Source organism: uncultured Paracoccus sp. (genome assembly GCF_945915435.1).
In the GTDB taxonomy this organism is placed as follows: domain Bacteria; phylum Pseudomonadota; class Alphaproteobacteria; order Rhodobacterales; family Rhodobacteraceae; genus Paracoccus.
This window is the reverse complement of the sequence record NZ_CAMEFG010000022.1, coordinates 18764-40292: the sequence shown is the minus strand read 5'-3', so window position 1 is coordinate 40292 and position 21529 is coordinate 18764. Positions and strand designations below refer to the sequence as shown.

The following is a 21529-nucleotide window of genomic DNA, read 5'->3' as shown; positions in this document are numbered from 1 at the left end:
CATCTACCAGCAGGAACCGCCATGTCATTCTTCCTTAGCGAATTCACGGCCCGCAGCGCCGCCAACCGGACGCGGTTCAAGCCGGGGGTGCGGCGCGAACTGGCGCAGGAAATCGACCTGGCCGGCGCGCGGCGGGCCTTGCTGCTGACCACGCCCGAACAGGCGGCGCTGGCCGGGGAACTGGCGGCGATCTGTGGCGACCGGATCGCGGGCCGCTTTGCCGGTGCCGTCATGCATACGCCGGTCGAGGTTTCCGAACGGGCCGCTGCCCATGCGCGCGAAATCGGGGCCGACCTGCTGGTGGCGGCCGGCGGCGGCTCGACCATCGGGCTGGCCAAGGCCGTCGCGCTGCGCACCGGCCTGCCGCAGATCGCCATCCCCACCACCTACGCCGGGTCCGAGGCCACGCCGATCCTGGGCCAGACCGAAAACGGGATGAAGACCACCCTGACCGACGCGCGCGTGCAGCCGGACGTGATCCTCTACGATGCCGAACTGGTCGCGACCCTGCCGCCGGGGATGACGGTGACCTCGGGCCTGAATGCGATGGCCCATGCGGTCGAGGGGCTTTATGCGCGCGACCGCTCGCCCATCTCGACGATGATGGCGCTGGAAGGCGTGCGGGCCTTCCACGAGGGGCTGCCGCGCGTGATGCAGGCGCCGGACGACTTGCAGGCACGGGGCCTGACGCTTTACGGCGCATGGCTGTGCGGCACGGTCCTGGGGCAGGTCGGCATGGCGCTGCACCACAAGCTTTGCCACACGCTGGGCGGCACGTTCGGCCTGCCGCATGCCGAAACCCATGCTGTGATCCTGCCCCATGCCATTGCCTATAACGAGGCCGCCGTGCCCGATCTGCTGGCCCCGGTGGCGCGGATCTTCGGCACGGACAGCGCGGCGGCGGGCATCCACGACCTTGCCGCCCGGCTGGGTGCGCCGCTGGCCCTGCGCGATCTGGGGCTGGCGCAATCCGATCTGGACCGCGCCGCCGATCTGGCCGCGGCCAACCCCTATTGGAACCCGCGCGAGATCCGCCGCGACCCGTTGCGCCGCCTGTTGCAAGCGGCCTGGAACGGGGATGCCCCGCAGATCCCGAACCACTGTCAGGAGGAAGAATGATGGCTGATATCACGACCGAGGTCCTGATCGTCGGAACGGGTCCCGCAGGCTCGGGCGCGGCGGCGCTGCTGTCCAGCCACGGCATCGGCAACATGGTGATCAACCGCTATCGCTGGCTGGCCAATACGCCCCGCGCCCATATCACCAACCAGCGCACGATGGAGGTGCTGCGCGATCTGGGCCGCGAGGTCGAGGACGAGGCCTATATGTTCGCCACCCACCAGGACCTGATGGGCGAGAACATTTTTTGCGAAAGCCTGGCGGGCGAGGAAATCGGCCGGATGCAGGCCTGGGGCAATCATCCGCTGTCCAGGGCGGAACATGTCATGTCCTCGCCCGCGCGGATGAACGACCTGCCGCAGACCTACCTTGAGCCGCTGCTGTTCAAGACCGCCTGTTCGCGCGGCACGCAGGCGCGGATGTCCACCGAATACCTGTTCCACGAACAGGACGGCGAAGGGGTCACGACCACCTGCCGCGACCGGCTGACGGGGCGCGACGTCACCATCCGGTCGAAATACCTGATCGGCGCGGATGGCGGCAAGTCGCTGGTCGCCGAACATGCCGGCCTGCCGTTCGAGGGCAAGATGGGCGTCGGCGGCTCGATGAACATCCATTTCCGTGCCGACCTGTCGCGCCATGTCGCCCATCGCCCCAGCGTGCTTTACTGGGTGATGCAGCCCGGCGCGGATGTGGGCGGCATCGGCATGGGGCTGGTGCGCATGGTGCGGCCCTGGAACGAATGGCTGATCGTCTGGGGCTATGACATCAACGCCCCCGCGCCCGAGGTGACGCCCGAATTCGCCGTCGGCGTGGCCCGGCAGTTGATCGGCGATCCCGACCTGGAAATCGAGCTGCTTTCGGCCAACACCTGGACCGTCAACAACTATTACGCCACGCGGCTGTCGAACGGGCGGGTGTATTGCATCGGGGATGCGATCCACCGGCATCCGCCGTCGAACGGGCTGGGTTCCAACACCTCGATCCAGGATGCCTTCAACCTTGCGTGGAAGATGGCGCTGGTGCTGAAGGGGCAGGCGGGCGAGGCGCTGCTGGACAGCTTCGACGCCGAACGTGCGCCGATCGCGAAACAGATCGTCACCCGCGCCAACCGCTCCATCGCGGAAACCGGCCCGATCTTCGAGGCGCTGGGCATGGCTGAGGGTGTCGATCCGGCGCAGATGCAGCAGAACCTGCAAGCCCGCAGCGACGGGACCCCCGCCGCCGAGGCGCAGCGCGACGCGATCCGCAAGGCCATTGCCTTCAAGAAATACGAATTCGACGCCCACGGGGTCGAGATGAACCAGCGTTACCGCTCGGGTGCGGTGGTCACGGACGGGCAGATGGAGCCAGCCTTCCAACTGGATGCGGAACTGCACCACCAGCCCACGACATGGCCCGGCGCGCGGCTGCCTCATGCCTGGCTTTACCGCCATGACGACGGCGGCAGGGTCTCGACGCTGGATCTGTGCGGGCGGGGGCGGTTCGCGCTGCTGACCGGGCTGGGGGGTGAGCCCTGGGTCCGGGCGGCGGCTGCGGTGGCCGGGGAAATGGGGATCGAACTGGCGTCCCATGTGATCGGACCGCGGCAGGAACATGTCGATCACAGCGGCGACTGGGCGCGGCTTTCGGAAATCGGCGACGACGGCTGCCTGCTGGTGCGTCCCGACCACCATGTCGCATGGCGGGCCACCGGCATGGCCGAGGCCCCCCAGCAGGAATTGCGGCGCGTGCTTCGCCAGATACTCGCGCGCTGAAGGCGCATCCGGTCCCGATGGCGGGGCCGGGTTTTCGGGGGCTTGGGGACCCCTTCAGACAGGGACCGCCACGGCGGAAAAGGGAGAAGATGATGAAAACCGACAGAAGAACCGCGCTGACCACATTCGCCAGTGTCCTCGCCATGACGGCGATGGGGGCGGGGGCGGCCCTCGCCCAATCCACGGGCGAGCCGGTCAGGATCGGCTATGCGCTGTCCTTGACCGGCCCGAATGCGGGCGGGGCCATGACCACGACCCTGCCCAATTATCAGCTTTGGGTGCATGAGCTGAACGAAAAGGGCGGCTTGCTGGTCGGCGACGAACGCCGCCCGGTCCAGGTGATCGAATATGACGACCGCTCGAACTCGGAAGAGGCCGTGCGCGCGGTCGAGCGGCTGATCAACCAGGACAAGGTCGATATCCTGCTGGCCCCCTGGGGGACGGCGATGAACCTGGCGGTGGGACCGCTTTTCGACCGGCACGACTATATCCAGATGATGGCCACCGGCATCACCGACCGCGCGCCCGAACTGGCGCAGCGCTGGCCCAACAGCTTCTGGCTGTCGGGCACTGCCGCATCCTGGGCCGAACCCGTGGTCGAGCTGCTGGACGAAGCCCGCGCGGCGGGCCATATCGGTGACGACGTGGCGATGGTGTCGGTCGCGGATGCCTTTGGCATCGACCTGGCCAAGGCCGCGCGCAAGGCGTTTGCCGACAAGGGCTTCAACCTGATCTACGACCAGACCTATCCGGTCGGCACGCAGGACTTTTCGTCCATCCTGACGGATGTGCGCGACGTGCAGGCCTTCGTCGCCTTTTCCTATCCGCCCGACACCGTTGCGCTGACCGAAAGCGCGCAACTGCACCAGTTCAATCCGCAGGTCATGTATGTCGGCATCGGCGGCGCCTTTCCGATGTTCCAGGACCGCTTTGGCGACAGCGCGGTGGACCTGCTGACCCACGGCGGGCTGGACATGGGCAACGAGGCCACCCGCGAATACGTCGCCCGCCACGAAGAGGTGACGGGCCGCAAGCCCGACAGCGCGGGCAGCATCGTCACCTATGCGGGCTTGCAGGCGATGGAGCAGGCGATCGAGCGCGTCGGCAGCCTGGACAACAACGCCATCGCCGCCGAGATGAAATCCGGCACCTTCGACACCGTCCTGGGCGAGATCACGCTGGCGACGCAGGAAATGCCCGCCATCTTCAAGGCCGGCCAGATCCGCGACGGCCATGTCGTGGGCCTTGGTCCGCGCGACGTTCCCGGCGCCGGGGAACTGGTCGTTCCGAAACAGCCCTGGCCCGCGCGCTGACCCCCAAGGCACGGGCGGACCCGCCTGCCCGTGCCGCTGAAGCCGAAAGGATGACGGGATGTTCATGAATGCTGTGCTGACCGGCCTGACGCTTGGTGGCGTCTATGCGCTGGTCGCGATGGGGCTGACGATCCAATACGGGGTGTCGCGCACCATGAACCTTGCTTATGGCGAGTTTCTGATCGCGGCGGCCTTTGCCGCCTTCGTGCTGTTCTCGACGCTGGGGATCAGCCCTTACCTGCTGGCGCTGGGGATCGTGCCGGTGTCGTTCCTGGTCTCGCTCTTCGTCTATCGGGTGATGGCGATGCCGCTGGTCAGGCGCGCCAAAAGCGCCATGTCGCTGGAAATCGACAGCCTGCTGCTGACCTTCGGGCTGTTGTTTGCGATGATGGGCGTCATGCTGCTGATCTTCGGCAGCAACTATACCAACTACAGCTATATGGCGCGGCCCGTGCGCATCCTGGACGCCACGGTTTCCGCCAACCGGCTGCTGTCCTTCGCCGCCGCGCTGGTGGTGGGGGCGTTGTGCTGGCTGCTACTGATGCGCACCCGCACCGGCGCGGCCCTGCGGGCGGTCGCGGTCGATCCGGTGGGTGCGCGGCTGGTGGGCATCGACGTGCAATGGGCGGCGGGGCTGGCCTTCGCCATCGGCGGCGCCATCGCGGCGCTTGGGGGCGTGCTGATCAGCACCTACCTGACCTTTACCGCCGAAATGGGCGTCGTCTTTACCATGAAGGCGCTGATCGTGGTCATCATGGCCGGGGTGGGCCATGTGCCCGGCGCGCTGATCTCGGGGCTGGTCCTGGGCTTTGTCGAGTCCTTCGTCGCCGCCTATCTGGACCCCGGCCTGACGGTCGCGGTGATCTATGCGGTCTTTCTGGTCGTGCTGCTGGTGCGGCCCTCGGGCATCTTCGGAAAGGTGGCGCGATGACACCGCATTCGCTGAAACCCTATGGCGCGATCCTGGCCATCGCGGGGGCGCTGGCCTTCCTGCCCTGGCTGGCCGGCAGCTTCGGCCTGACGCTGGCCATCGGGACGCTGAACTTCATGGTGCTGGCCACCGCATGGGGGCTGTTTTCGGGACCGACGCGCTATATCTCGCTTGCCAGCGTGGTGTTCTTCGGCATCGGCGCCTATACCGTTGCGGTCCTGGGCGAGACGCTGCCCTGGGCCGCCGTCCTGGCGGTGGCGCTGCTGATCGGGGCGCTGGTCGCGCTGGTCGTCGGGCTGGCCACGCTGCGCCTTGCGGGCATCTATTTCGTGATCTTCACCTTCGGCCTGTCCGAGATGGTTCGCCAGCTCATCACCTGGTACGAGGTCAACGTCACCCAATCCATCGGCCGCTACGTGTTTCTGGACATCAGCCAGAACCAGATCTTCTGGCAGTTGCTGGCCCTGCTGGCGGTGCTGTTGCTGGGGGCGGTGGCGCTGAAACGCTCGCGGTTGGGTTTTGCGCTGCGCGTGATCGGCGGGGATGAGGTGATGGCCCGCCATTTCGGCCTGAACCCGACCTTCGCCAAGCTGGGGCTGTTCGTCGCCAGTTCGTCCGTGATGGCGCTGGCGGGGGCGATCATGGCGCCGCGCTGGACCTATATCGACCCCTCGATCGCCTTCAACGCCACGCTGTCGTTTCAGGTGGTCATCATGGCGCTGCTTGGCGGGATGCACCGGCTATACGGCCCGCTGCTGGGCGCGCTGCTGATGTCGGCCCTGTTCGAGATCCTGGGCAGCCAGTTTCCGCAGGCGTTTTCGCTGCTGCTGGGCCTGGTCTTCATCGTGATCGTCTACCTTCTGCCCAACGGTATCGTGGGCCGGATCGAGGCGATGCTGGCGCGGATGCGCAAACCCCAACCCTCGGCGAAGGAGGTCCTTGGCAATGGACGGTGACATCATCATGCGGGTGCAGGGCATCCGCAAGACCTTCGGCGGGCTGGTGGCGGTGGACGACGTGTCCTTCGACCTGATGCGCGGCCAGATCCTGGGGCTGATCGGGCCGAACGGATCGGGCAAGACCACGACGATGAACCTGATCTCGGGCAGCTTTCCGATGGATCGCGGCACGATCACGCTGGACGGGCAGGTGATTTCCGGCCGTCCCGCGAACCAGGTCGCGCGGATGGGCGTGGCGCGCACCTTCCAGTTGCTGCGGCTGGTCGAGGACATGACCGTCCTGGAAAACGCCGTCGTCGGGCTGGCCTTCCGCCCCGGCCAGCCGTGGAACGACCGGATCGCCCGGCAGGGGATGGAGTATCTGGAGCTGGCCGGCCTGGCCCATCTGGCGGGGGTCGAGGCCGGGAAGCTGACCTATATCGACCAGAAGCGCCTTGAACTGGCGCGCGCGCTGGCCTCGCAACCCAGGGTGCTGCTGCTGGACGAATGGCTGGCCGGCCTGAACGCGACCGAGCTTCTTTCCGGCATCGCCCTGATCCGCAAGATCCGCGACCTGGGGATCGCCGTCGTCATGGTCGAGCATGTCATGTCCGCCATCCATTCGCTGTGCGACCGTTGCGTGGTGATGAACGCGGGCGGCAAGATCGCCGAGGGCGCGCCCGCGCAGGTCCTGACCGATCCGCTGGTCGTCGAAGCCTATCTGGGGGAACCTGTCCATGCTTGAAGTCTCGGGCCTGTCCGTCCGTTACGGGCGCCACCTGGCGCTGGAAAACGCCGCCCTGAAGATCGGGCAGGGGGAAATCGTCGTGGTCCTGGGCGCCAATGGCGCGGGGAAATCGACGCTGATCAAGGCGATCGCCGGTCTGGTCGCGCCCGATCCCGGCGCGCGGGTCATGCTGGACGGCCAGGCGCTGCACCGCCTGCCCGCATATCGCATCGTCGATGCCGGGCTGGCGCTGGTGCCCGAGGGGCGGCACCTGTTTTCCACCCTGACCGTGGCCGAGAACCTGTCGCTTGGCGCCTTCCTTCCCCGCACGCGGCAAAAGGCCGATGAAAGCCGCGATCTGGTCTTCGGCATCTTCCCCAAGCTGGAACAGCGCCTGACCCAGGTCGCCGGCACCATGAGCGGGGGCGAACAGCAGATGGTGGCCATCGGGCGCGCGATCATGACCCGCCCCAGGGTGCTGCTGCTGGACGAGCCGTCCCTGGGCCTGTCGCCGCTGCTGACCGCCGAGTTGTTCCGCGCATTGCCCAGCATCGCCCGCACCGGGATGAGCGTGCTGCTGGTCGAGCAGAACACCCATCAGAGCCTCGCGATCTCGGACCGTGGCTACCTGATCGAGAAAGGCGTCATCTGCGGGCAAGGAACCGCCAGCGAACTGCTGGCCAGCGAAACGGTCCAGAAAGCCTATCTGGGCAGTTGACCGATCCGCGCAGGCAGGCCCCGACCGGAGCGGAACGGCCTAGCCCTCGGGCACCGCCACGAGGCGCGAGAGGGTGAAGTCTTCCTCGGGGTCGCCGCAGGTGATGCGCACGAGCTGGATCGGCGCGGTCCTGGCCGGAAAGCGCAGCAGCGCGTCCTGGGAAGCCGTGCAGCCAGCGGGGTCGATGTCGCGGCCGGCCAGCAGGTCGCCAAGCGTCAGCGTATTCGGACGGCTGTAGGGTTCGGCCAATTCGGCCAGTTGCGCGGTGGTGCGTTCCAGCATCGCGGCCAGTTGCAGGGCGGGCAGGTGGAACGACGCGCCGTCGTCGTGGCTGACCGAAAGCCCTTCGGCATCCAGCGTCACCGTCCCCGCCTGCGGCCAGAGCAGGCCCGCCGCCCCGGCGGGCACGGCCTTGCGCCGTGCCAGGATCGCGAAGGGATCGGCGGGGTCGGGCAGGGGCCATGTCTCGATGCCCATCGTGTTGCCGGTCGGATCGCGGTCGTGGTCGGGGGCGAAGCGCGCACGGTAGAGCGGCCACAGCGTTTCCTCGCCCGTCGCGCCGTCGATCGCGGCCAGGAACACGGTGCTCAGCCCGGTGGCATGCAGGCCCATGTTGTCGGTGACGGTGCGCAGGACGAATACCTCGGTCAGCCCGATCCCGAACAACTCGTCACGCAGATCGACCATGTCGGGCGGGGTCGCGGCGGCGGGCTGCGCGATCAGCAGGGCAAGGGCGCAAGCGGCCGGTTTCAAAGCTGTCCTTGTCATTCTTTACCTTTCTTGCGGATTCGGGGACCAGCATGGCAGCCGGGAACCCGATCCGCCAGTTCGCCGCCGCCGGGCAGTGGCCTGGTGGACGCAAAAGGGTTCGCGCGACAGGCTCGGCCCGCCGCCGAAGGGGTTCCAGCGGTTGACCAGCCGCTCGATCCGCGCGCAGGATTGCGCATCGCAAACACCTCGTCGAACGGTCTCATCCCGGCCCGTTTTGCGCGGAGGATGAACAGGCTTGACGCACATGCCGGTCGGCTGGTGTCTTATACCAAGCGCCGGCCAGACACGACCCGGAACGCGGCGGTTCCCGAAGGCTGCGTCAGGCGGTGCGCGCCTTTCCGGGTGCAGGGCCTTGCGGCGACGACCGTGGACCGCCCGCGCCGCCATATCGAAATGCCGTTCACAAGCGACCCCGAAAAGGAGAAAGACATGACCACCCTTGTCACCTGCCTGTGGTTCGACCACGGCCAAGCCCGCAAGGCCGCCGAATTCTATGCCGCGACCTTCCCGAACAGCCGCGTGGGACGGGTGAACGCGGCGCCCTCGGATTATCCGGGGGGCAAGGCGGGCAACGAACTGACGGTGGAATTCACCGTCCTTGGCCGCCCGTTCCTGGGATTGAACGGCGGCCCGGACTTTACGCCGAACGAATCGGTCAGCTTCATGGTGCTGACCGAAAGCCAGCAGGAAACGGACCGCTACTGGTCCGCCATCGTCGACAATGGCGGGCAGGAAAGCGCATGCGGCTGGTGCAAGGACCGCTGGGGCCACTCGTGGCAGATCACGCCCCGGCGGCTGATCGAACTGACCACCGACCCCGACCCCGGCAAGGCCCGCCGCGCGATGGAGGCGATGATGACCATGCGCAAGATCGATCTTGCCCGGATCGAAGAGGCGGCGGCACGCGCCGACTGACCTGCACGCGTTCCGCCCGAAGGCGGCGCCAATACCGTCACGCGAAAATAATCCGCTGGACAAGAAACTGTCATAGTCATCTGCTAGAAACTCATTCGAATGAGTTGGAGACGACATGAAACCCGCCGCCCGAAACTGGCAAAGCGTCAAGGAAGGAATCGATGCGCTGATCGCCGACGGCAGCTTTGCGCCCGGCGCGCAACTGCCGTCCGAGCCGCGCCTGTGCCAGCAATTCAACACCCGCCGCCATTCCCTGCGCCGCGCGGTCGAGGCGCTGGAAGCCGAAGGCAAGCTGATCCCGCGCCACGGCAAGGGCATCTTCGTGGCCGAGGCGCCGATGATCGATTATATCATTTCGCGCAGGACGCGGTTCTCGGCCAATATCCACGACAAGGGCCACACCGCCATTTCCGAATTGCTGGACGAATATGCCGTCGCGCCGGATGCCGCCGCCGCACAGGCGATGTCCCTGCCGCCAGAGACGCCCTTTCTGTCCTACCGCTCGCGCGGGACGGTGGACGGGTTGCCGCTGCTGATCTCGCGCAGTTGGTTCGAGGCCGCGCGCTTCCCCGATCTGCTGGAACGCCGCCGCGCGCATCCGCGCAAGACGCCCTTGCTGGCAAGCTACGGCTTCGACGACTACCGCCGCCTGCACACGCGCCTGCACGCCCGCCCCGCCCGCGAGGATGAGGCCGGACTGCTGCGCCTGCCCCCCGGCGGCTGGGTGATGGTCACCCGCAAGGTCGATGCCGACATGCAGGGCCGCCCGATCTTTTACGGCGAATCGATCTGGGCCGCCGGGCGGGTGCGCTTCAAACTGGACCCTATCGGAGAGGAAGAATGAACCCAACCGACGACAAGGCGGGCCTCGGGCGCGCTGAAACGCTGGAGGTGCTGGCCCGCTGCGACCGCGGCCGCCTTGCCGCGCTGGCCGAGGCGATCCTGCCCGCCGTCGAATCCACCGCCCCCGTCGAGGTGCTGCAAAACCGCACCGGGCTGGTGATGCTGCCCATGCGCGACACCGTGAAGCTGGTCGATTTCCACCTGGGCGAGGTGCTGGTGGCCGAGGCGCATCTGCGTCATGGCGCGGCGCAGGGCTACGGGATGCGCAGCGGGCGCGACCTGGAAGCCGCGATGGGCATGGCCGTGGTCGATCTGGCGCTGGCGCTTGGCATCGAAACCGACCGGATCGCCGCCTTCCTGGCGCGCGAGAACGAGGCGCTGAAAGCCGCCGACACCCTGCGGATGCGGCAGGTCGAGGCCACCCGCGTGGAAATGGAGACCTTCTGATGCAACCCCCCGCCTATTCCGCCACGGATGCCCTTGCGCAATCCGCCTTTGCCGCCGTGATCGGGGCCTTGTCGCGCCCCGGCACGATCCACCGCCTGCCGCAGGCGGGGCCGCTGCAACTGGTCGAGACGCTGATCGACCGCGACACCACCGTCTGCTGCCAGGTGCCCCGGCTTGCCGATGCGCTGGACCATGCGGGCGCGCGCCATGTGCCGCTGCCGCAGGCCGAGCATGTCTTTCTGGCCGATGCCGAGGATCTGCCGGTGGCGATCCCCGACCTGGCGACCGGATCGGCGCTTTACCCCGACCGGGGCGCGACGGTGATCCTGCCCGTCCGGCTGACCGGCGGCCCCGCGCTGCGGCTGACCGGCCCCGGCATCGAGAACGAGGCCCGCATGAGCCCCGCCATCCCGCCCGAGACATGGGCGCTGCGCGACGGTCGCGCCGCCTATCCCCAGGGGTTCGAGCTGTTGCTGATCGAGGGCGACCGGATCATGGCGCTGCCCCGCTCGACCCGCGTGGAGGTGATCTGATGGCCTATGTCGCGACCCGTGGCGGCGAGCAGGCCATCGAGCAGGCCGAACGCCTGTTCCGCGCTGATCTTGCCCCTTTCGACCGTTCCCGCGTGGATGAAATCCGCCGCGCCATGCCTTACCTGATCGACCGGATCATGGGCGAGGCCTCGCTTTACGACCCCGACCTTGCCGCGCTGGCGCTGGCCCAGACGGGGGGTGAGCTTTACGAGGCCACGCTGCTCTTGCGCGCATGGCGCACGACCCAGCCCCGCATCGCCATCGCGCAGCCGGTCCTGCAGGACGAACTGCTGGTGCAGCGCCGCATCTCGGCCGCGTTCAAGGATATTCCCGGCGGGCAGATCCTTGGCCCGACGCTGGATTACGCGCATCGCATCCTGGATACGGCGGTGCTGGAAGGCGCGGCCCATGCGCCGCCCCCGGTCGATCCCGCGCCGCGGCCCGCGCCGCAGCGCCAACCCTCGCTGGCCGATTGGGAACGGACCGAGGGGCTGGTCGCCAGCCCGGCCCACAGCCCGGTCGCGCCCGACGACATCCCCGACCTGACGCGCGACCCGCTGCTGATCCCCGCACCGCGCGCGCACCGGCTGCAAGCCCTTGCGCGGGCCGAAACCGGCGGCGTGCTGGCGCTTGGTTATTCCGCGATGCGCGGCTATGGCAGCGCCCATCCCACGGTCAACGAATTGCGCCTGGCCGAGGCCGAGATCCGCGTTGCCCATCCCGACGGCACCGTCTTTTCCTGTGGCCGCGCCCGCGTTTCGCAGGCCGAGGTGGCGGCCAAGGGCGGGGACCAGATCGAACTGGGATTCGCCGCGACCTTCGGCTGGAACGAGGTCAAGGTGATCGCCGCCGCGACGCTGGACCTGAACAGCGACGGCGCCGCCCCCGGTTCGGCCACGGAAGAGGAATTCTACCTCTACCACACCGAAAGCGTCGAGGCCTCGGGCTTCTGCATCCATTTCAAGATGCCCCATTACGTCACCTTCCAATCCGCGCTGGACGCCATGCGGGGGGCCTCGGGCGAACCCGCGGGCGAGGGCGCGGACCACAAGATCGGAGCCTCGCTATGAGCCTTGCTTCCCTGACCCGGCCCTGGGCCGCCATGAGCTATGGCTTCCTCGACGCCTCGGCCCGGCGCGAAATCCGCCGCAAGCTGATCAAGGCCGTCGCGGTGCCCGGCTGCCAGATGCCCTATGCCAGCCGCGAGGTGCCGATGGCGCGCGGCTGGGGCACCGGCGGCTTGCAGGCGACGCTGACGCTGGTGACGCCCGAAAGCGTGGTCAAGGTCATCGACCAGGGGGCGGACGACAGCGTGAACGCGGCCTCGATCCGCAAGTTCGTGACCCGCGTGTCGGGCTGCGCCGCGACCTGGGACACCGCCGCCGCCACGCTGATCCAGTCGCGCCACCGTATCCCCGAGGAACGCCTGCGCGCCGATCAGGTGCTGATCCTGCAGGTTCCCGACCCCGAACCCCTGCGCCGGGTCGAGCCGAACATCTCGGCGGCGCGGCAGATGCATGCGGATGCCGATTATGGGCGGCTTTGGCTGACGCTTTACGAACAGATCGTGCGCAAGGGGCGGATCATGCAGGGGGCCTCCTATCCGTCGCTGGTGAACGGGCGGCATGTGATCACGCCTTCGCCCATTCCGCGCTGGGACGTGCCCAAGCTGAACATGGCCCGCCACCTGACCATCCTTTCGGCGGGCCGCGAAAAGCGAATCTACGCCGTGCCGCCCCATACGCGGGTCGAGCCGCTGGTCTTTTCCGACCGCCCCTATCAGGTCGAGGCGCATCGCGGCCTGACCTGTGCGCGTTCCGGCCTTGGCGGCTTTTTCATGAACGAGATCCCGCAGGCCGACGGTGGCCGCATCCATGAGGTGTCGGATTCCAACCTTGGCATCAAGGCGATCCGCATCGCCGAGGGCGAGGACGAGACCATCGCCGAAACCTGGTATCGCAACGGAGAGATGCAGCCATGACCGCAGCCCTGAACATCGCGGGCGACGCGACGCCCCTGCCGCTGGTCCCGCCGCAGCTTGTCACCACCCAGCCCCTGCTGCGGATGGAAGGCATCCGCCGCCGCTTTGGCGAGGTCGAGGCGCTTGGCGGGGTGGATGCCGCCGTCTATCCGGGCGAAGTGCTTGGTATCGTGGGGGAATCGGGTTCCGGTAAATCCTCGCTGCTGCGGATGATGAACCTTGAGGATACCCCGGACGCAGGCAGCTATCACCTGGCGATTCCCGATCACGCGGGCCGCAACCTGTTTGACCTGGACCGTTATCAGCGCCGGATGCTGTGCGCGCGCCGTATCGGGATCGTCTATCAGAACCCGCACCTGGGGCTGCTGATGGGCAATTCGTCCTCGGGCAACGTGGCCGAGCGGCTGCTGATCGCGGGCGAGCGTTCCTTTGCCACCCTGCGCGACAAGGCGCGGGCCGCGCTGGATGCGTCCGAATTCCCGTTGCCGCGCATGGATGCCCCGCCCGCCCAGCTTTCGGGCGGGATGCAGCAGCGCGTCCAACTGGCCAAGGCCATCGCGCTCGAACCGACGCTGCTGCTTCTGGACGAACCCACCACCGGGCTGGACGTATCGGTTCAGGCGCTGGTGCTGGATACGCTGAAGCGTTTGCAGCAGGAACGCCGGATCACGATGGTCCTGGTCAGCCACGACCTTGGCGTGATCCGCACGATGGCCGACCGCGTGATGGTCATGCGGCGCGGGCTGGTCGTGGAACAGGGGCTGGTCGACCAGGTCTTTCAGGATCCGCAGCACCCCTACACCCAGCAACTCGTTCACGCGAAACTCTGAAAGGGCAGGCCAATGACCGAACCCATCCTCTCTGTGCGCGGGCTGACCAAGCGGTTCCGCATGCATCAGATCGACACCGTTCTGCCCACTTTCGACGGCATTTCCCTTGATCTGGCGCCGGGCGAGTTTCTCTTGCTGAAGGGCCGCAACGGCGCGGGCAAATCGACGCTGCTGCGCACGCTGTGGCGCAGCTACCGGCCCGTCGCGGGGCAGATCCTGTATCGGGCGCGGGCAGGGATCATCGACCTTGCCACCGCCGCCGATATCGACGTGGCGCATCTGCGCCGGACCGAGATCGGCTTCGTCACCCAGTTCCTGACCGCCCGCCCGCGCGTCCCGGCGCAGGATATCGTCGCCGAACCCCTGCGCCTTGCGGGCGAAAGCGCGGCCGATGCCCGCCGGGCCGCGCGCCACTGGCTGAACGAATTCGGCGTGCGCGAAGCGCTTTGGGGGGCTTTCCCCTCGACCTTTTCGGGGGGCGAGCAGCAGAAGGTCAACCTGGCCCGCGCGCTGATCATGCCGCAGCGGCTGCTGCTGCTGGATGAGCCGACCGCCTCGCTGGACGCAGGCGCGCGGGCCGCGCTGATCCGGCGGCTGGCCGAGTTGAAGGCGCAGGGCGTCGCGATGATCGGCGTCTTTCACCATCCGCAGGACGTCGAGGCCCTGATCGACCGCGAAATCGACCTGACCCCGGATAGCCCCGATACAAAGGCCCCCGATACAAAGGCCCCCGATACAAAGGAACGCGCCGATGTGGCTCTCTGACTTCCAGGTCGTCCTGCCCGACCGCGTGATCCCGAAGGGGGCGGTGCGGGTGCGGGACGGCGTGATCGCCGAGATCAGCGAAACCCCCGTTGCCGCCGCCGGTATCGAGGGCAGGGGGATGCTGCTGCTGCCCGGCATGATCGACATCCACGGCGACATGATCGAGCGCGAGGTCGAACCCCGCCCCAATGTCCGCATGCCGATGGAGCTGGGGCTGCGCGACCTGGACCGCAAGCTGGCCTCCAGCGGGGTGACGACGGCCTATGCGGCGCTGTCCTTCAGCCCCGGCTCGACCTATGGCCATCTGCGCTCGTTTGAACATACCTCGGCCATGATCCGGGCGCTGCGCAAGGCGCGCGCGGGGCTGCTGGTCGATCACCGCATCCATGCCCGTTTCGAGGTGACCTTCCCCAAGGCGCTGGACGTGGTGTCGGGGCTGGTCGCCGAAGGCTCGGTCGACCTGATCTCGCTTTGCGACCATACGCCGGGGCAGGGGCAATATCGCGACCTGGAACTGTATACAGCGAACCTTGCCCGCGCCAAGAAGATCGAGATGGACGAGGCCGCCGTCACTGTGGCCGAACGCATCACCGAGCGCACCCGCCCGGCCGCAGAGATGTCGCAGGTGCTGGGTGCCATCGCCCGGACCTGCCGCGCGCATGGCGTGGCGCTGGCCAGCCATGACGACGACACGCCTGCCAAGGTCGCGCTGATGCGCGATATCGGGGCCGCCATTTCCGAATTTCCCGTCACGATCGAGGCGGCCCGCGCCGCCCATGCCGCCGGGATGCTGACCGTCATGGGCGCGCCGAACGCGCTGCGGGGCCTGTCCTATTCGGGCAACCTCTCGGCCCGGCAGGCGCATGAGGCGGGGCTGCTGGACATCCTGGCCGCCGATTACCATCCAAGCGCGATGCTGCCCGCCGTGCTGGCGCTGGCGGGCGCCGATCCCCAGGGGCTGGCGGGCGCGGCCCGGCTGGTCAGCCTGAACCCCGCCCGCGCCCTTGGGCTGAAGGACCGGGGCCGGATCGCGCCGGGCAGCCGCGCCGATCTGGTCGCCGCCGATCCGCAGGGCGTGGGCCACGTCCGCATGACGCTGCGCGAGGGGCGCATCGTCTATTCCGACGGCAGCCTTGCCGCCACCTGAATGCAGGAGCAGACCATGCAGCCCGGAACGCTGACCCTGACGGGACTGACCCGACGCTTCGGCGGCAAGACCGCCGTGGACAATGTCAGCCTGACCATCCCGCAGGGCCAATTCGTGGCCGTCATCGGACGTTCGGGGGCGGGGAAATCCACGCTTCTGCGCCTGATAAACCGGCTGACCGAACCGACCGAGGGCGAGATCCGCTTTGACGGCCGCGTCGTTTCCGCCCTGCGCGGGCGGGCGCTGCGGCAATGGCGGCGCGATTGCGCGATGATCTTCCAGCAGTTCAACCTGGTCGAGCGGCTGAACGTGCTGACCAATGTCCTGATCGGGCGCATCGCCTATCACGGCCCGCTGTCGTCGCTGCTTCTGCGCTTTTCGGATGCAGAACGCGCCGAGGCCGTGCGCGCGCTGGAACGGCTGGACCTGCTGGGGCAGGCGCTGCAACGCGCGGGCACCCTGTCGGGTGGCCAGCAGCAGCGCGTCGCCATCGCCAAGAGCCTGCTGCAACGTCCGCGCGTCATGCTGGCGGACGAACCCATCGCCTCGCTCGACCCGGCCAATGCCAGCCGCGTCATGGACGAACTGGCCCGGATCAACCGCCAGGACGGGCTGACCGTCCTGGTCAACCTGCACACGCTGGATACCGCGCGCGCCTATGCCGACCGCATCATCGCCATGCGCGACGGGCGGGTCTATTTCGACGGCACCCCCCGGCAACTGACCCCGGATGTCGTGCGCGACATCTACGGCATCGACAATACCCGCTTCGACCCTGCCGTCACCTCGACGGCGCTGAACCGACGGGCGCCCGTCCCCGTCTGAGCAACCAAGGAAACCGACATGCTGAAAACGACCCTTGCGACGCTTGCCCTGGCAAGCGCCCTGCCCGCTGCCGCCTTTTCGCAGGATTGGCGCGACGAATACCGCGTCATCCGCTTTGGCCTGATCTCGGGCGAGAACGAAACCGACCAGCTTGCCCGGCGCGAGCCGTTCCGCCAATACCTGGAGCGCGAGCTGGGCGTCCAGGTCCAGTTCCACACCGCCGCCAATTACGACGGCACCATCCAGGCGCTGGCCGCCAACCAGATCGAATTCTCGGTGCTTGGCAGTTCGGGCTATGCCGCCGCATGGACCCTGACGGATGGCGGGGTCGAGCCGCTGGTCGTGGCGGTGGACGATACCGGCAGCACGGGCTATTTCTCGGTGATCTTCGTGCGCTGCGACAGCGGCTTCGACAGCATCGACGACCTGGAAGGCAAGGTGCTGGCCTTTGCCGACCCGGATTCGACCTCGGGCTACAACGTGCCCTATTACAACCTGCGCCAGGACGGCTACGACCCCGAGACCTTCTTTGCCGCCATCCCCTTTTCGGGCAGCCACGAGGCCGGGATCATGGGGCTGGTGAACGGCCAGTTCGATGCGGCGGCCTCGCTCGGCTATCAGCCCGACTATCACCGCGGCCATATCATGGCCGAAAAGGGCATGATCCCCGAAGGCAGCGTCTGCCCGATCTGGACCTCGCCCGAGATCACCAATTCGCCCATGACCGCCCGCTCGAACCTGCCGCGCGAGATGATCGACGAGATGCGCGCCACCGTCCTTGCCGCCCCCGAAAAGGACCCCGAGGCCTTCCTTGCCTATGCGGGCGAGCCGCAGGTGGGTTTCGTGCCCGTCGAACACGACCGCTATCAGTGGGTGATCGACATGCGCGAATGGTTCCGCACCCATCGCCGCCGCTGAACAACCGGACGCGGCCCGCCGCAGGGCCGCCCGCCTTTTCATCGGAGAAGACCATGACCATGACCGCGACGGCGCAGTTCGACGCCGACTGGCACCGCCACCGATCCGCCCGCCGCCGCAGCACATGGGCCTGGACGCTGACGCTTTCGGCGCTGGTCCTGCTGACGGCATGGGGGTCGGATTTCTTCACCGTCACCCAGATCAGCCGCGCCGACGGCACCCGGACCGAGGCGTGGATACTGGCCGCCGGCATCGGGCGGCTTGGCGAGTTCCTGGACCAGATGTGGCCCGTGCTGCGCTGGAACAGCCTGGGCCACGACATCGCGAACTGGTTCTGGGGCATCGGCCTGTGGCTGCGGCTGCTGCTGGAAACCGTCCAGATGGCCTTTGCCGCGACGCTTCTGGGCGGGGCCTGCGGCTTCCTGCTGTCCTTTCCCGCCGCCCGCAACCTTGCCCCGAACCCTGTGGTCCTGTGGATCGCGCGGCGGGCGGCGGAAATCGCGCGCACCGTGCCGGAACTGGTCTTTGCGCTGATCTTCGTCTTTGCCTTTGGCGTCGGGCCGCTGGCCGGGATGCTGGCCATCGCGCTGCACACGACCGGCGCCACCGCCAAGCTGATCTCCGAGGCGAACGAGAACATCGACATGCGCACCGTCGATGGCATCCGCGCCGCCGGGGGACGGTGGAGCGACCAGATCCGCCTTGGCGTCGTGCCGCAGGTCCTGCCCAATATCATGAGCTATTCGCTGTTGCGGTTCGAGATCAACATCCGTTCGTCCTCGATCATCGGCTATGTCGGCGCGGGTGGGCTGGGGCAGGAATTTCGCACCGCCATGTCCTACCAGGAATATCCCGACGTGCTGGCGCTGTTCGTCATCACGCTGGCCACCATCGCCGTCATCGACTTCCTGTCCGAGAAACTGCGTCATCGCGTCATCAAGCCCGAGCCTCATCATGCCTGACACCGCTGCCTGCAAGGCCGCCCATCCGCGCCTTTTCGCCCCGTCCCGCCGCATCCTGTGGCGCAACCGCCTGACCGTCCTTGGCCTTGCCGCGCTGTTCTTGTGGTGCCTGGTGGATTTCGGCGCCGGTCCGGCGCGGATCTGGACCGGGCTGACCCGGCTTGGCCGCATCTTCGGCTTCATGTTCCCACCGCATCTGTGGACCGACTGGGCGTCCTTCCGGCCCGTGCTGACGGGCCTGGCCGAGACGCTGACGATGGCCTTTCTCGGCACGGTGCTGGGCGCGCTCATGGCCTTTCCGCTGTCGCTTCTGGGGGCCGAGAACCTGAACCGGCTGCCTGTCCTGCGCTTTGCCGTGCGGCGCGGTTTCGATGCGATGCGCGCGCTTGAAACGCTGATCCTTGCGCTGATCTTCATCCGCGCCTTCGGACTGGGACCGCTGGCGGGCGTGCTGGCCATCGCCGTGTCCGAGATCGGCGGCTTCGCCAAGCTGTTCGCCGAGGCGTTCGAGAACACCTCGCAAAGGCCGCTGGACGGGGTGCGCGCCTCGGGCGGGTCGGGGTTGCAGGCGATCCGCATCGGGATGCTGCCGCAGGTGATGCCGGTCATCATGTCCATCGTGCTTTACAATTTTGAAAGCAACCTGCGTTCGGGGACCATTCTGGGGATCGTCGGCGCGGGCGGAATCGGCTATCTGCTGTCGCAGAACATCGCGACCTATCGCTGGGACGTGGCCTGGTCGATCATCTTCCTGATCGTCGTCATGGTCTATGCCGTCGATACGGTCTCGGCCCGGATACGCCGCAGCCTGATGGAAGGGGGCGCCGCATGAGCAACGACACCCAGCCCGGCCGCCTGATCGCCGTGGTCGGCCCCTCGGGGGTGGGCAAGGATTCCGTCATCGCGGGGCTGTGCGACAGGCGGCCCGGCCTTGTCCTTGCCCGCCGCGCCATCACACGCCCCCATGACGCGGGGGGCGAGGATCATCAGGCCCTGACCCCCGCCGCCTTCCGGGACCGCCTTGCGGCGGGCGATTTCCTGCTGGCATGGGATGCGCATGGGCTGCATTACGGTCTGCCGCGCGGGGTGCTGGACGATCTGGCGGCGGGCCGCGATGTCGTGGCCAACCTGTCGCGCGGGGTGCTGGCGCAGGCCCGCGCGCGGGTCGCGCGCCTGACCGTGCTGTCGCTGACCGCGACGCCCCGGACGCTGGCGGACCGCCTTGGCGCGCGCGCCCGCGAAACGCCCGGCCAGATCGCCGCCCGGCTTGCCCGCGCCCACCCGGCCTTTCCGCCGGGCATCGAACTGGTCGAACTGGCCAATGACGGTCCCCTGGATGAAACCGTCGAGGCCGCGCTGCGCGGGCTGTTCCCCGAACATCCCGGCAAGCCGCGCCCTTAGCGCCGCCATCCTTCCCGCAGCCAGCCGGGCAGGGCGTGGGGGGCGGATCCGGTCAGGGCGGCGTTCATGCACTGGTCCAGGTTGCCGAAACGGACCGCGCGCCCGGACAGGCCCGGCCCGTAATGGGCGTATTTCCCCGAATTGGTCATCAGCGTGCGCGTCGCGGCTGGAAAGACGGGTTCCGAAATCGAACACCAGCACAGGTCGGGCAGGACCGTGACCCCGCTGCCTTCAAGGGCGGTCAGCAGCCCTTCGTCGCGCGCGCTTGCGATGGTGTCGCGCCCGGTGGTGAGGATGGTGGGGACCGCCACCTTCCGCCCCGCCAGCCCCCGCGCAAGCGCGCGGCATTCCGACAGCGAGGCATGCGGGCTGCCAAGCGCGATCAGTTCGACCTGCTCGGGACCTTCGTTCAGAAGCCGCCAGCCCTGCGCCATTTCGCCTTGCGTGATGGCGCGATGATCGGCATCCCCGGCGATCATCCCGGCCTCGGGGGTGATGCCCTCGATATGCAGCATCGGCGCCGCCGAGGTGGTGCCGAAGGCCGCGCAAAGCGCCTTGAGTTCATCCGTGCCGGGCCGGGCGGCGGACAGGCCGCGCAGCAGCGGGATGCGATCGGGCGAAGCCTTGCCCGCCAGGTAGCCAACCAGCGGCCAGAAGGCGTCGTCGATCCCGTCGGGCAGGGCCACGTCGATGATGCGCCGCGCCTTGCGGTGCCGGTCCAGATAGACCCCGGCAAGCGGCGCGCGGCCCGTCAGCGCGATGCACAGGTCCAGGAAATCCGGGTGCTTGGCCGTGCGTGCGCCAAGGACGCTGTTGGCATAGATCACGGCATTGGATTCCGCCCATGCGACCGGCTCGCCCTTGCCCGGCGCGCTGTCCAGCAGGTAGGGCGAGCAGGTGAAGCTGGGCCGGCATCCCATGCGGACATAGGCATCCGCCAGCCGCTGCGCCGGTCCGCCGAAATCGGGCGCCACCCCCTGCCGCCGCCACCCGGCATGATCGACCGAGATCGCGTTCATTGTCGTCGGCACCCTGACCCTTGCGCCCATCGCGGCCATCTTTTCGGCAAAGACCAGATTGGCGGGGCTGGCATAGATGCAGCCGTCGATATGGCCCTGCGTGATGTCGGTCAGCCGCTCGGCCCCCTGCTGGGCGGCCATTGCGCAGATGATCCGCATCGCCTGCGCGACGGCCTCGCCCCCGGCCCCGCCCAGCATCGCGCGGTCGGTTCCGTCCAGGCGCAGGTCCGAGGTTGCCGGGGGCTGGACCGCGACCGACAGACCGCCCGCCTCGATCCGGTCGGGGGTGATCCGCGCGGAGGGCTGGCGGGCCAGCCTGTCGAACGCCTGCGGCGACAGGCGCAGGACCGCAAGGCGCTTGCCGAACATCTCGGCCGCGATCAGCGCGCCAAGCGTCACGACGTCCTCGGGCTGGCAAAAGACCAGCGCCGCCGGGCCGCGGCCCGACAGCACCAGGTCCAGCATCACCCCCGAGCCGGTGCAGGAGCCGCGCGTCGAAGGCATCATCAGCACGCTGCCCGTGATCGTCTGGCCGTGCAGCGGGTGATGGATGTCGATCACCTTGCCCGTCGCGGGATCGACCCCGCCCCAGAAGCTCAGCGCCTCGTCGCTGGCGATGATCGGTCCTTCGGCGCTGCCTGCCAGGATGGCGGTGGCAGGGTTGGTCAT

The 21529-nt window shown here is 68.0% G+C and carries 23 protein-coding genes; 21 read left to right on the top strand and 2 right to left on the bottom strand.

Features of this window, described 5'->3' with window-relative positions; all coding sequences use genetic code 11:
• Positions 1 to 21 precede the first annotated feature (21 nt).
• The 7 genes from Q0O97_RS09230 (at position 22) to Q0O97_RS09200 (ending at position 7503) form a co-directional block, all read left to right on the top strand.
• Positions 22 to 1119 (top strand): maleylacetate reductase, encoded by a 1098-nt coding sequence (locus Q0O97_RS09230; protein ID WP_294927787.1) that lies wholly within the window; start codon positions 22 to 24, stop codon positions 1117 to 1119.
• Positions 1119 to 2876 (top strand): FAD-dependent monooxygenase, encoded by a 1758-nt coding sequence (locus tag Q0O97_RS09225; protein ID WP_294927784.1) that lies wholly within the window; start codon positions 1119 to 1121, stop codon positions 2874 to 2876. The genes Q0O97_RS09230 and Q0O97_RS09225 overlap by 1 nt, the downstream gene beginning before the upstream one ends.
• 92 nt (positions 2877 to 2968) lie before the next feature.
• Positions 2969 to 4189, top strand: coding sequence for an amino acid ABC transporter substrate-binding protein (locus tag Q0O97_RS09220; protein ID WP_294927781.1), 1221 nt, complete (start codon positions 2969 to 2971; stop codon positions 4187 to 4189).
• Between the two features lie 58 nt (positions 4190 to 4247).
• Complete coding sequence (locus Q0O97_RS09215; protein ID WP_366125251.1) at positions 4248 to 5120, top strand: branched-chain amino acid ABC transporter permease; 873 nt, start codon at positions 4248 to 4250, stop codon at positions 5118 to 5120.
• A complete protein-coding gene (locus Q0O97_RS09210) occupies positions 5117 to 6076 on the top strand; it encodes a branched-chain amino acid ABC transporter permease (protein ID WP_294927778.1) in 960 nt (319 codons plus the stop codon). Before Q0O97_RS09215 ends, Q0O97_RS09210 begins: the two co-directional genes overlap by 4 nt.
• The gene (locus Q0O97_RS09205; RefSeq protein WP_294927775.1) at positions 6066 to 6803 is read left to right on the top strand and encodes an ABC transporter ATP-binding protein; all 738 of its coding nucleotides are present in this window, start codon (positions 6066 to 6068) and stop codon (positions 6801 to 6803) included. The genes Q0O97_RS09210 and Q0O97_RS09205 overlap by 11 nt, the downstream gene beginning before the upstream one ends.
• Entirely contained in the window at positions 6796 to 7503 is a 708-nt protein-coding gene (locus Q0O97_RS09200) for an ABC transporter ATP-binding protein (protein WP_294927772.1), read from the top strand. The genes Q0O97_RS09205 and Q0O97_RS09200 overlap by 8 nt, the downstream gene beginning before the upstream one ends.
• Positions 7504 to 7542: 39 nt before the next feature.
• Here the strand turns inward: Q0O97_RS09200 and Q0O97_RS09195 are convergent, their stop codons facing one another.
• Positions 7543 to 8256 (bottom strand): hypothetical protein, encoded by a 714-nt coding sequence (locus Q0O97_RS09195; RefSeq protein WP_294927769.1) that lies wholly within the window; start codon positions 8254 to 8256, stop codon positions 7543 to 7545.
• Between the two features lie 447 nt (positions 8257 to 8703).
• Between Q0O97_RS09195 and Q0O97_RS09190 the strand changes: the two genes are divergently transcribed.
• The 14 genes from Q0O97_RS09190 to phnN all read left to right on the top strand — a co-directional run bounded on the left by Q0O97_RS09190 (position 8704) and on the right by phnN (position 19841).
• Positions 8704 to 9189, top strand: coding sequence for a VOC family protein (locus Q0O97_RS09190; protein ID WP_294927767.1), 486 nt, complete (start codon positions 8704 to 8706; stop codon positions 9187 to 9189).
• 115 nt (positions 9190 to 9304) lie between these two features.
• Positions 9305 to 10033 (top strand): UTRA domain-containing protein, encoded by a 729-nt coding sequence (locus Q0O97_RS09185; RefSeq protein WP_294927764.1) that lies wholly within the window; start codon positions 9305 to 9307, stop codon positions 10031 to 10033.
• Complete coding sequence (locus Q0O97_RS09180) at positions 10030 to 10479, top strand: phosphonate C-P lyase system protein PhnG (RefSeq protein WP_294927761.1); 450 nt, start codon at positions 10030 to 10032, stop codon at positions 10477 to 10479. The genes Q0O97_RS09185 and Q0O97_RS09180 overlap by 4 nt, the downstream gene beginning before the upstream one ends.
• A complete protein-coding gene (phnH, locus tag Q0O97_RS09175; RefSeq protein WP_294927758.1) occupies positions 10479 to 11012 on the top strand; it encodes a phosphonate C-P lyase system protein PhnH in 534 nt (177 codons plus the stop codon). Before Q0O97_RS09180 ends, phnH begins: the two co-directional genes overlap by 1 nt.
• On the top strand, positions 11012 to 12082 hold the full coding sequence (locus Q0O97_RS09170; RefSeq protein WP_294927755.1) for a carbon-phosphorus lyase complex subunit PhnI: 1071 nt from the start codon (positions 11012 to 11014) through the stop codon (positions 12080 to 12082). Before phnH ends, Q0O97_RS09170 begins: the two co-directional genes overlap by 1 nt.
• Positions 12079 to 12993, top strand: a complete 915-nt coding sequence (locus Q0O97_RS09165; protein WP_294927752.1) for an alpha-D-ribose 1-methylphosphonate 5-phosphate C-P-lyase PhnJ — start codon at positions 12079 to 12081, stop codon at positions 12991 to 12993. Before Q0O97_RS09170 ends, Q0O97_RS09165 begins: the two co-directional genes overlap by 4 nt.
• Positions 12990 to 13823 carry an ATP-binding cassette domain-containing protein gene (locus Q0O97_RS09160; protein WP_294927749.1) on the top strand — a complete coding sequence of 278 codons (834 nt, stop codon included), beginning with the start codon at positions 12990 to 12992 and terminating at the stop codon, positions 13821 to 13823. Before Q0O97_RS09165 ends, Q0O97_RS09160 begins: the two co-directional genes overlap by 4 nt.
• Before the next feature lie 12 nt (positions 13824 to 13835).
• The gene (locus tag Q0O97_RS09155) at positions 13836 to 14588 is read left to right on the top strand and encodes an ATP-binding cassette domain-containing protein (protein ID WP_294927746.1); all 753 of its coding nucleotides are present in this window, start codon (positions 13836 to 13838) and stop codon (positions 14586 to 14588) included.
• Entirely contained in the window at positions 14575 to 15735 is a 1161-nt protein-coding gene (locus Q0O97_RS09150) for an alpha-D-ribose 1-methylphosphonate 5-triphosphate diphosphatase (RefSeq protein WP_294927743.1), read from the top strand. The genes Q0O97_RS09155 and Q0O97_RS09150 overlap by 14 nt, the downstream gene beginning before the upstream one ends.
• Positions 15736 to 15750: 15 nt before the next feature.
• Positions 15751 to 16560: a phosphonate ABC transporter ATP-binding protein gene (gene phnC / locus Q0O97_RS09145; protein ID WP_294927740.1), complete on the top strand. Its 810-nt coding sequence runs from the start codon at positions 15751 to 15753 to the stop codon at positions 16558 to 16560.
• 18 nt (positions 16561 to 16578) lie between these two features.
• On the top strand, positions 16579 to 17478 hold the full coding sequence (phnD, locus tag Q0O97_RS09140; protein ID WP_294927737.1) for a phosphate/phosphite/phosphonate ABC transporter substrate-binding protein: 900 nt from the start codon (positions 16579 to 16581) through the stop codon (positions 17476 to 17478).
• 53 nt (positions 17479 to 17531) lie between these two features.
• On the top strand, positions 17532 to 18440 hold the full coding sequence (gene phnE / locus Q0O97_RS09135; RefSeq protein WP_294927734.1) for a phosphonate ABC transporter, permease protein PhnE: 909 nt from the start codon (positions 17532 to 17534) through the stop codon (positions 18438 to 18440).
• Entirely contained in the window at positions 18433 to 19272 is an 840-nt protein-coding gene (gene phnE, locus Q0O97_RS09130) for a phosphonate ABC transporter, permease protein PhnE (protein WP_294927732.1), read from the top strand. The genes phnE (Q0O97_RS09135) and phnE (Q0O97_RS09130) overlap by 8 nt, the downstream gene beginning before the upstream one ends.
• Entirely contained in the window at positions 19269 to 19841 is a 573-nt protein-coding gene (gene phnN, locus Q0O97_RS09125; protein WP_294927729.1) for a phosphonate metabolism protein/1,5-bisphosphokinase (PRPP-forming) PhnN, read from the top strand. Before phnE (Q0O97_RS09130) ends, phnN begins: the two co-directional genes overlap by 4 nt.
• On the opposite strand, the gene Q0O97_RS09120 is transcribed toward phnN, so the two are convergent.
• Complete coding sequence (locus Q0O97_RS09120; RefSeq protein WP_294927726.1) at positions 19838 to 21529, bottom strand: aconitase family protein; 1692 nt, start codon at positions 21527 to 21529, stop codon at positions 19838 to 19840. The genes phnN and Q0O97_RS09120 overlap by 4 nt on opposite strands.

Excerpts from the sequence above, each read along its gene's own strand:
- Q0O97_RS09190 (WP_294927767.1), top strand. The coding sequence starts at position 8,704 with ATGACCACCCTTGTCACCTGCCTGTGGTTCGACCACGGCCAAGCCCGC.
- Q0O97_RS09155 (WP_294927746.1), top strand. The coding sequence starts at position 13,836 with ATGACCGAACCCATCCTCTCTGTGCGCGGGCTGACCAAGCGGTTCCGC.
- Q0O97_RS09225 (WP_294927784.1), top strand. The coding sequence starts at position 1,119 with ATGGCTGATATCACGACCGAGGTCCTGATCGTCGGAACGGGTCCCGCA.
- phnE (WP_294927732.1), top strand. The coding sequence starts at position 18,433 with ATGCCTGACACCGCTGCCTGCAAGGCCGCCCATCCGCGCCTTTTCGCC.
- Q0O97_RS09165 (WP_294927752.1), top strand. The coding sequence starts at position 12,079 with ATGAGCCTTGCTTCCCTGACCCGGCCCTGGGCCGCCATGAGCTATGGC.
- Q0O97_RS09210 (WP_294927778.1), top strand. The coding sequence starts at position 5,117 with ATGACACCGCATTCGCTGAAACCCTATGGCGCGATCCTGGCCATCGCG.
- phnH (WP_294927758.1), top strand. The coding sequence starts at position 10,479 with ATGCAACCCCCCGCCTATTCCGCCACGGATGCCCTTGCGCAATCCGCC.
- phnE (WP_294927734.1), top strand. The coding sequence starts at position 17,532 with ATGACCATGACCGCGACGGCGCAGTTCGACGCCGACTGGCACCGCCAC.
- Q0O97_RS09230 (WP_294927787.1), top strand. The coding sequence starts at position 22 with ATGTCATTCTTCCTTAGCGAATTCACGGCCCGCAGCGCCGCCAACCGG.
- Q0O97_RS09205 (WP_294927775.1), top strand. The coding sequence starts at position 6,066 with ATGGACGGTGACATCATCATGCGGGTGCAGGGCATCCGCAAGACCTTC.
- Q0O97_RS09180 (WP_294927761.1), top strand. The coding sequence starts at position 10,030 with ATGAACCCAACCGACGACAAGGCGGGCCTCGGGCGCGCTGAAACGCTG.
- Q0O97_RS09160 (WP_294927749.1), top strand. The coding sequence starts at position 12,990 with ATGACCGCAGCCCTGAACATCGCGGGCGACGCGACGCCCCTGCCGCTG.
- Q0O97_RS09185 (WP_294927764.1), top strand. The coding sequence starts at position 9,305 with ATGAAACCCGCCGCCCGAAACTGGCAAAGCGTCAAGGAAGGAATCGAT.
- phnC (WP_294927740.1), top strand. The coding sequence starts at position 15,751 with ATGCAGCCCGGAACGCTGACCCTGACGGGACTGACCCGACGCTTCGGC.
- phnD (WP_294927737.1), top strand. The coding sequence starts at position 16,579 with ATGCTGAAAACGACCCTTGCGACGCTTGCCCTGGCAAGCGCCCTGCCC.
- Q0O97_RS09150 (WP_294927743.1), top strand. The coding sequence starts at position 14,575 with ATGTGGCTCTCTGACTTCCAGGTCGTCCTGCCCGACCGCGTGATCCCG.
- Q0O97_RS09215 (WP_366125251.1), top strand. The coding sequence starts at position 4,248 with ATGTTCATGAATGCTGTGCTGACCGGCCTGACGCTTGGTGGCGTCTAT.
- phnN (WP_294927729.1), top strand. The coding sequence starts at position 19,269 with ATGAGCAACGACACCCAGCCCGGCCGCCTGATCGCCGTGGTCGGCCCC.
- Q0O97_RS09220 (WP_294927781.1), top strand. The coding sequence starts at position 2,969 with ATGAAAACCGACAGAAGAACCGCGCTGACCACATTCGCCAGTGTCCTC.
- Q0O97_RS09200 (WP_294927772.1), top strand. The coding sequence starts at position 6,796 with ATGCTTGAAGTCTCGGGCCTGTCCGTCCGTTACGGGCGCCACCTGGCG.
- Q0O97_RS09170 (WP_294927755.1), top strand. The coding sequence starts at position 11,012 with ATGGCCTATGTCGCGACCCGTGGCGGCGAGCAGGCCATCGAGCAGGCC.
- Q0O97_RS09120 (WP_294927726.1), bottom strand. The coding sequence starts at position 21,529 with ATGACCAACCCTGCCACCGCCATCCTGGCAGGCAGCGCCGAAGGACCG.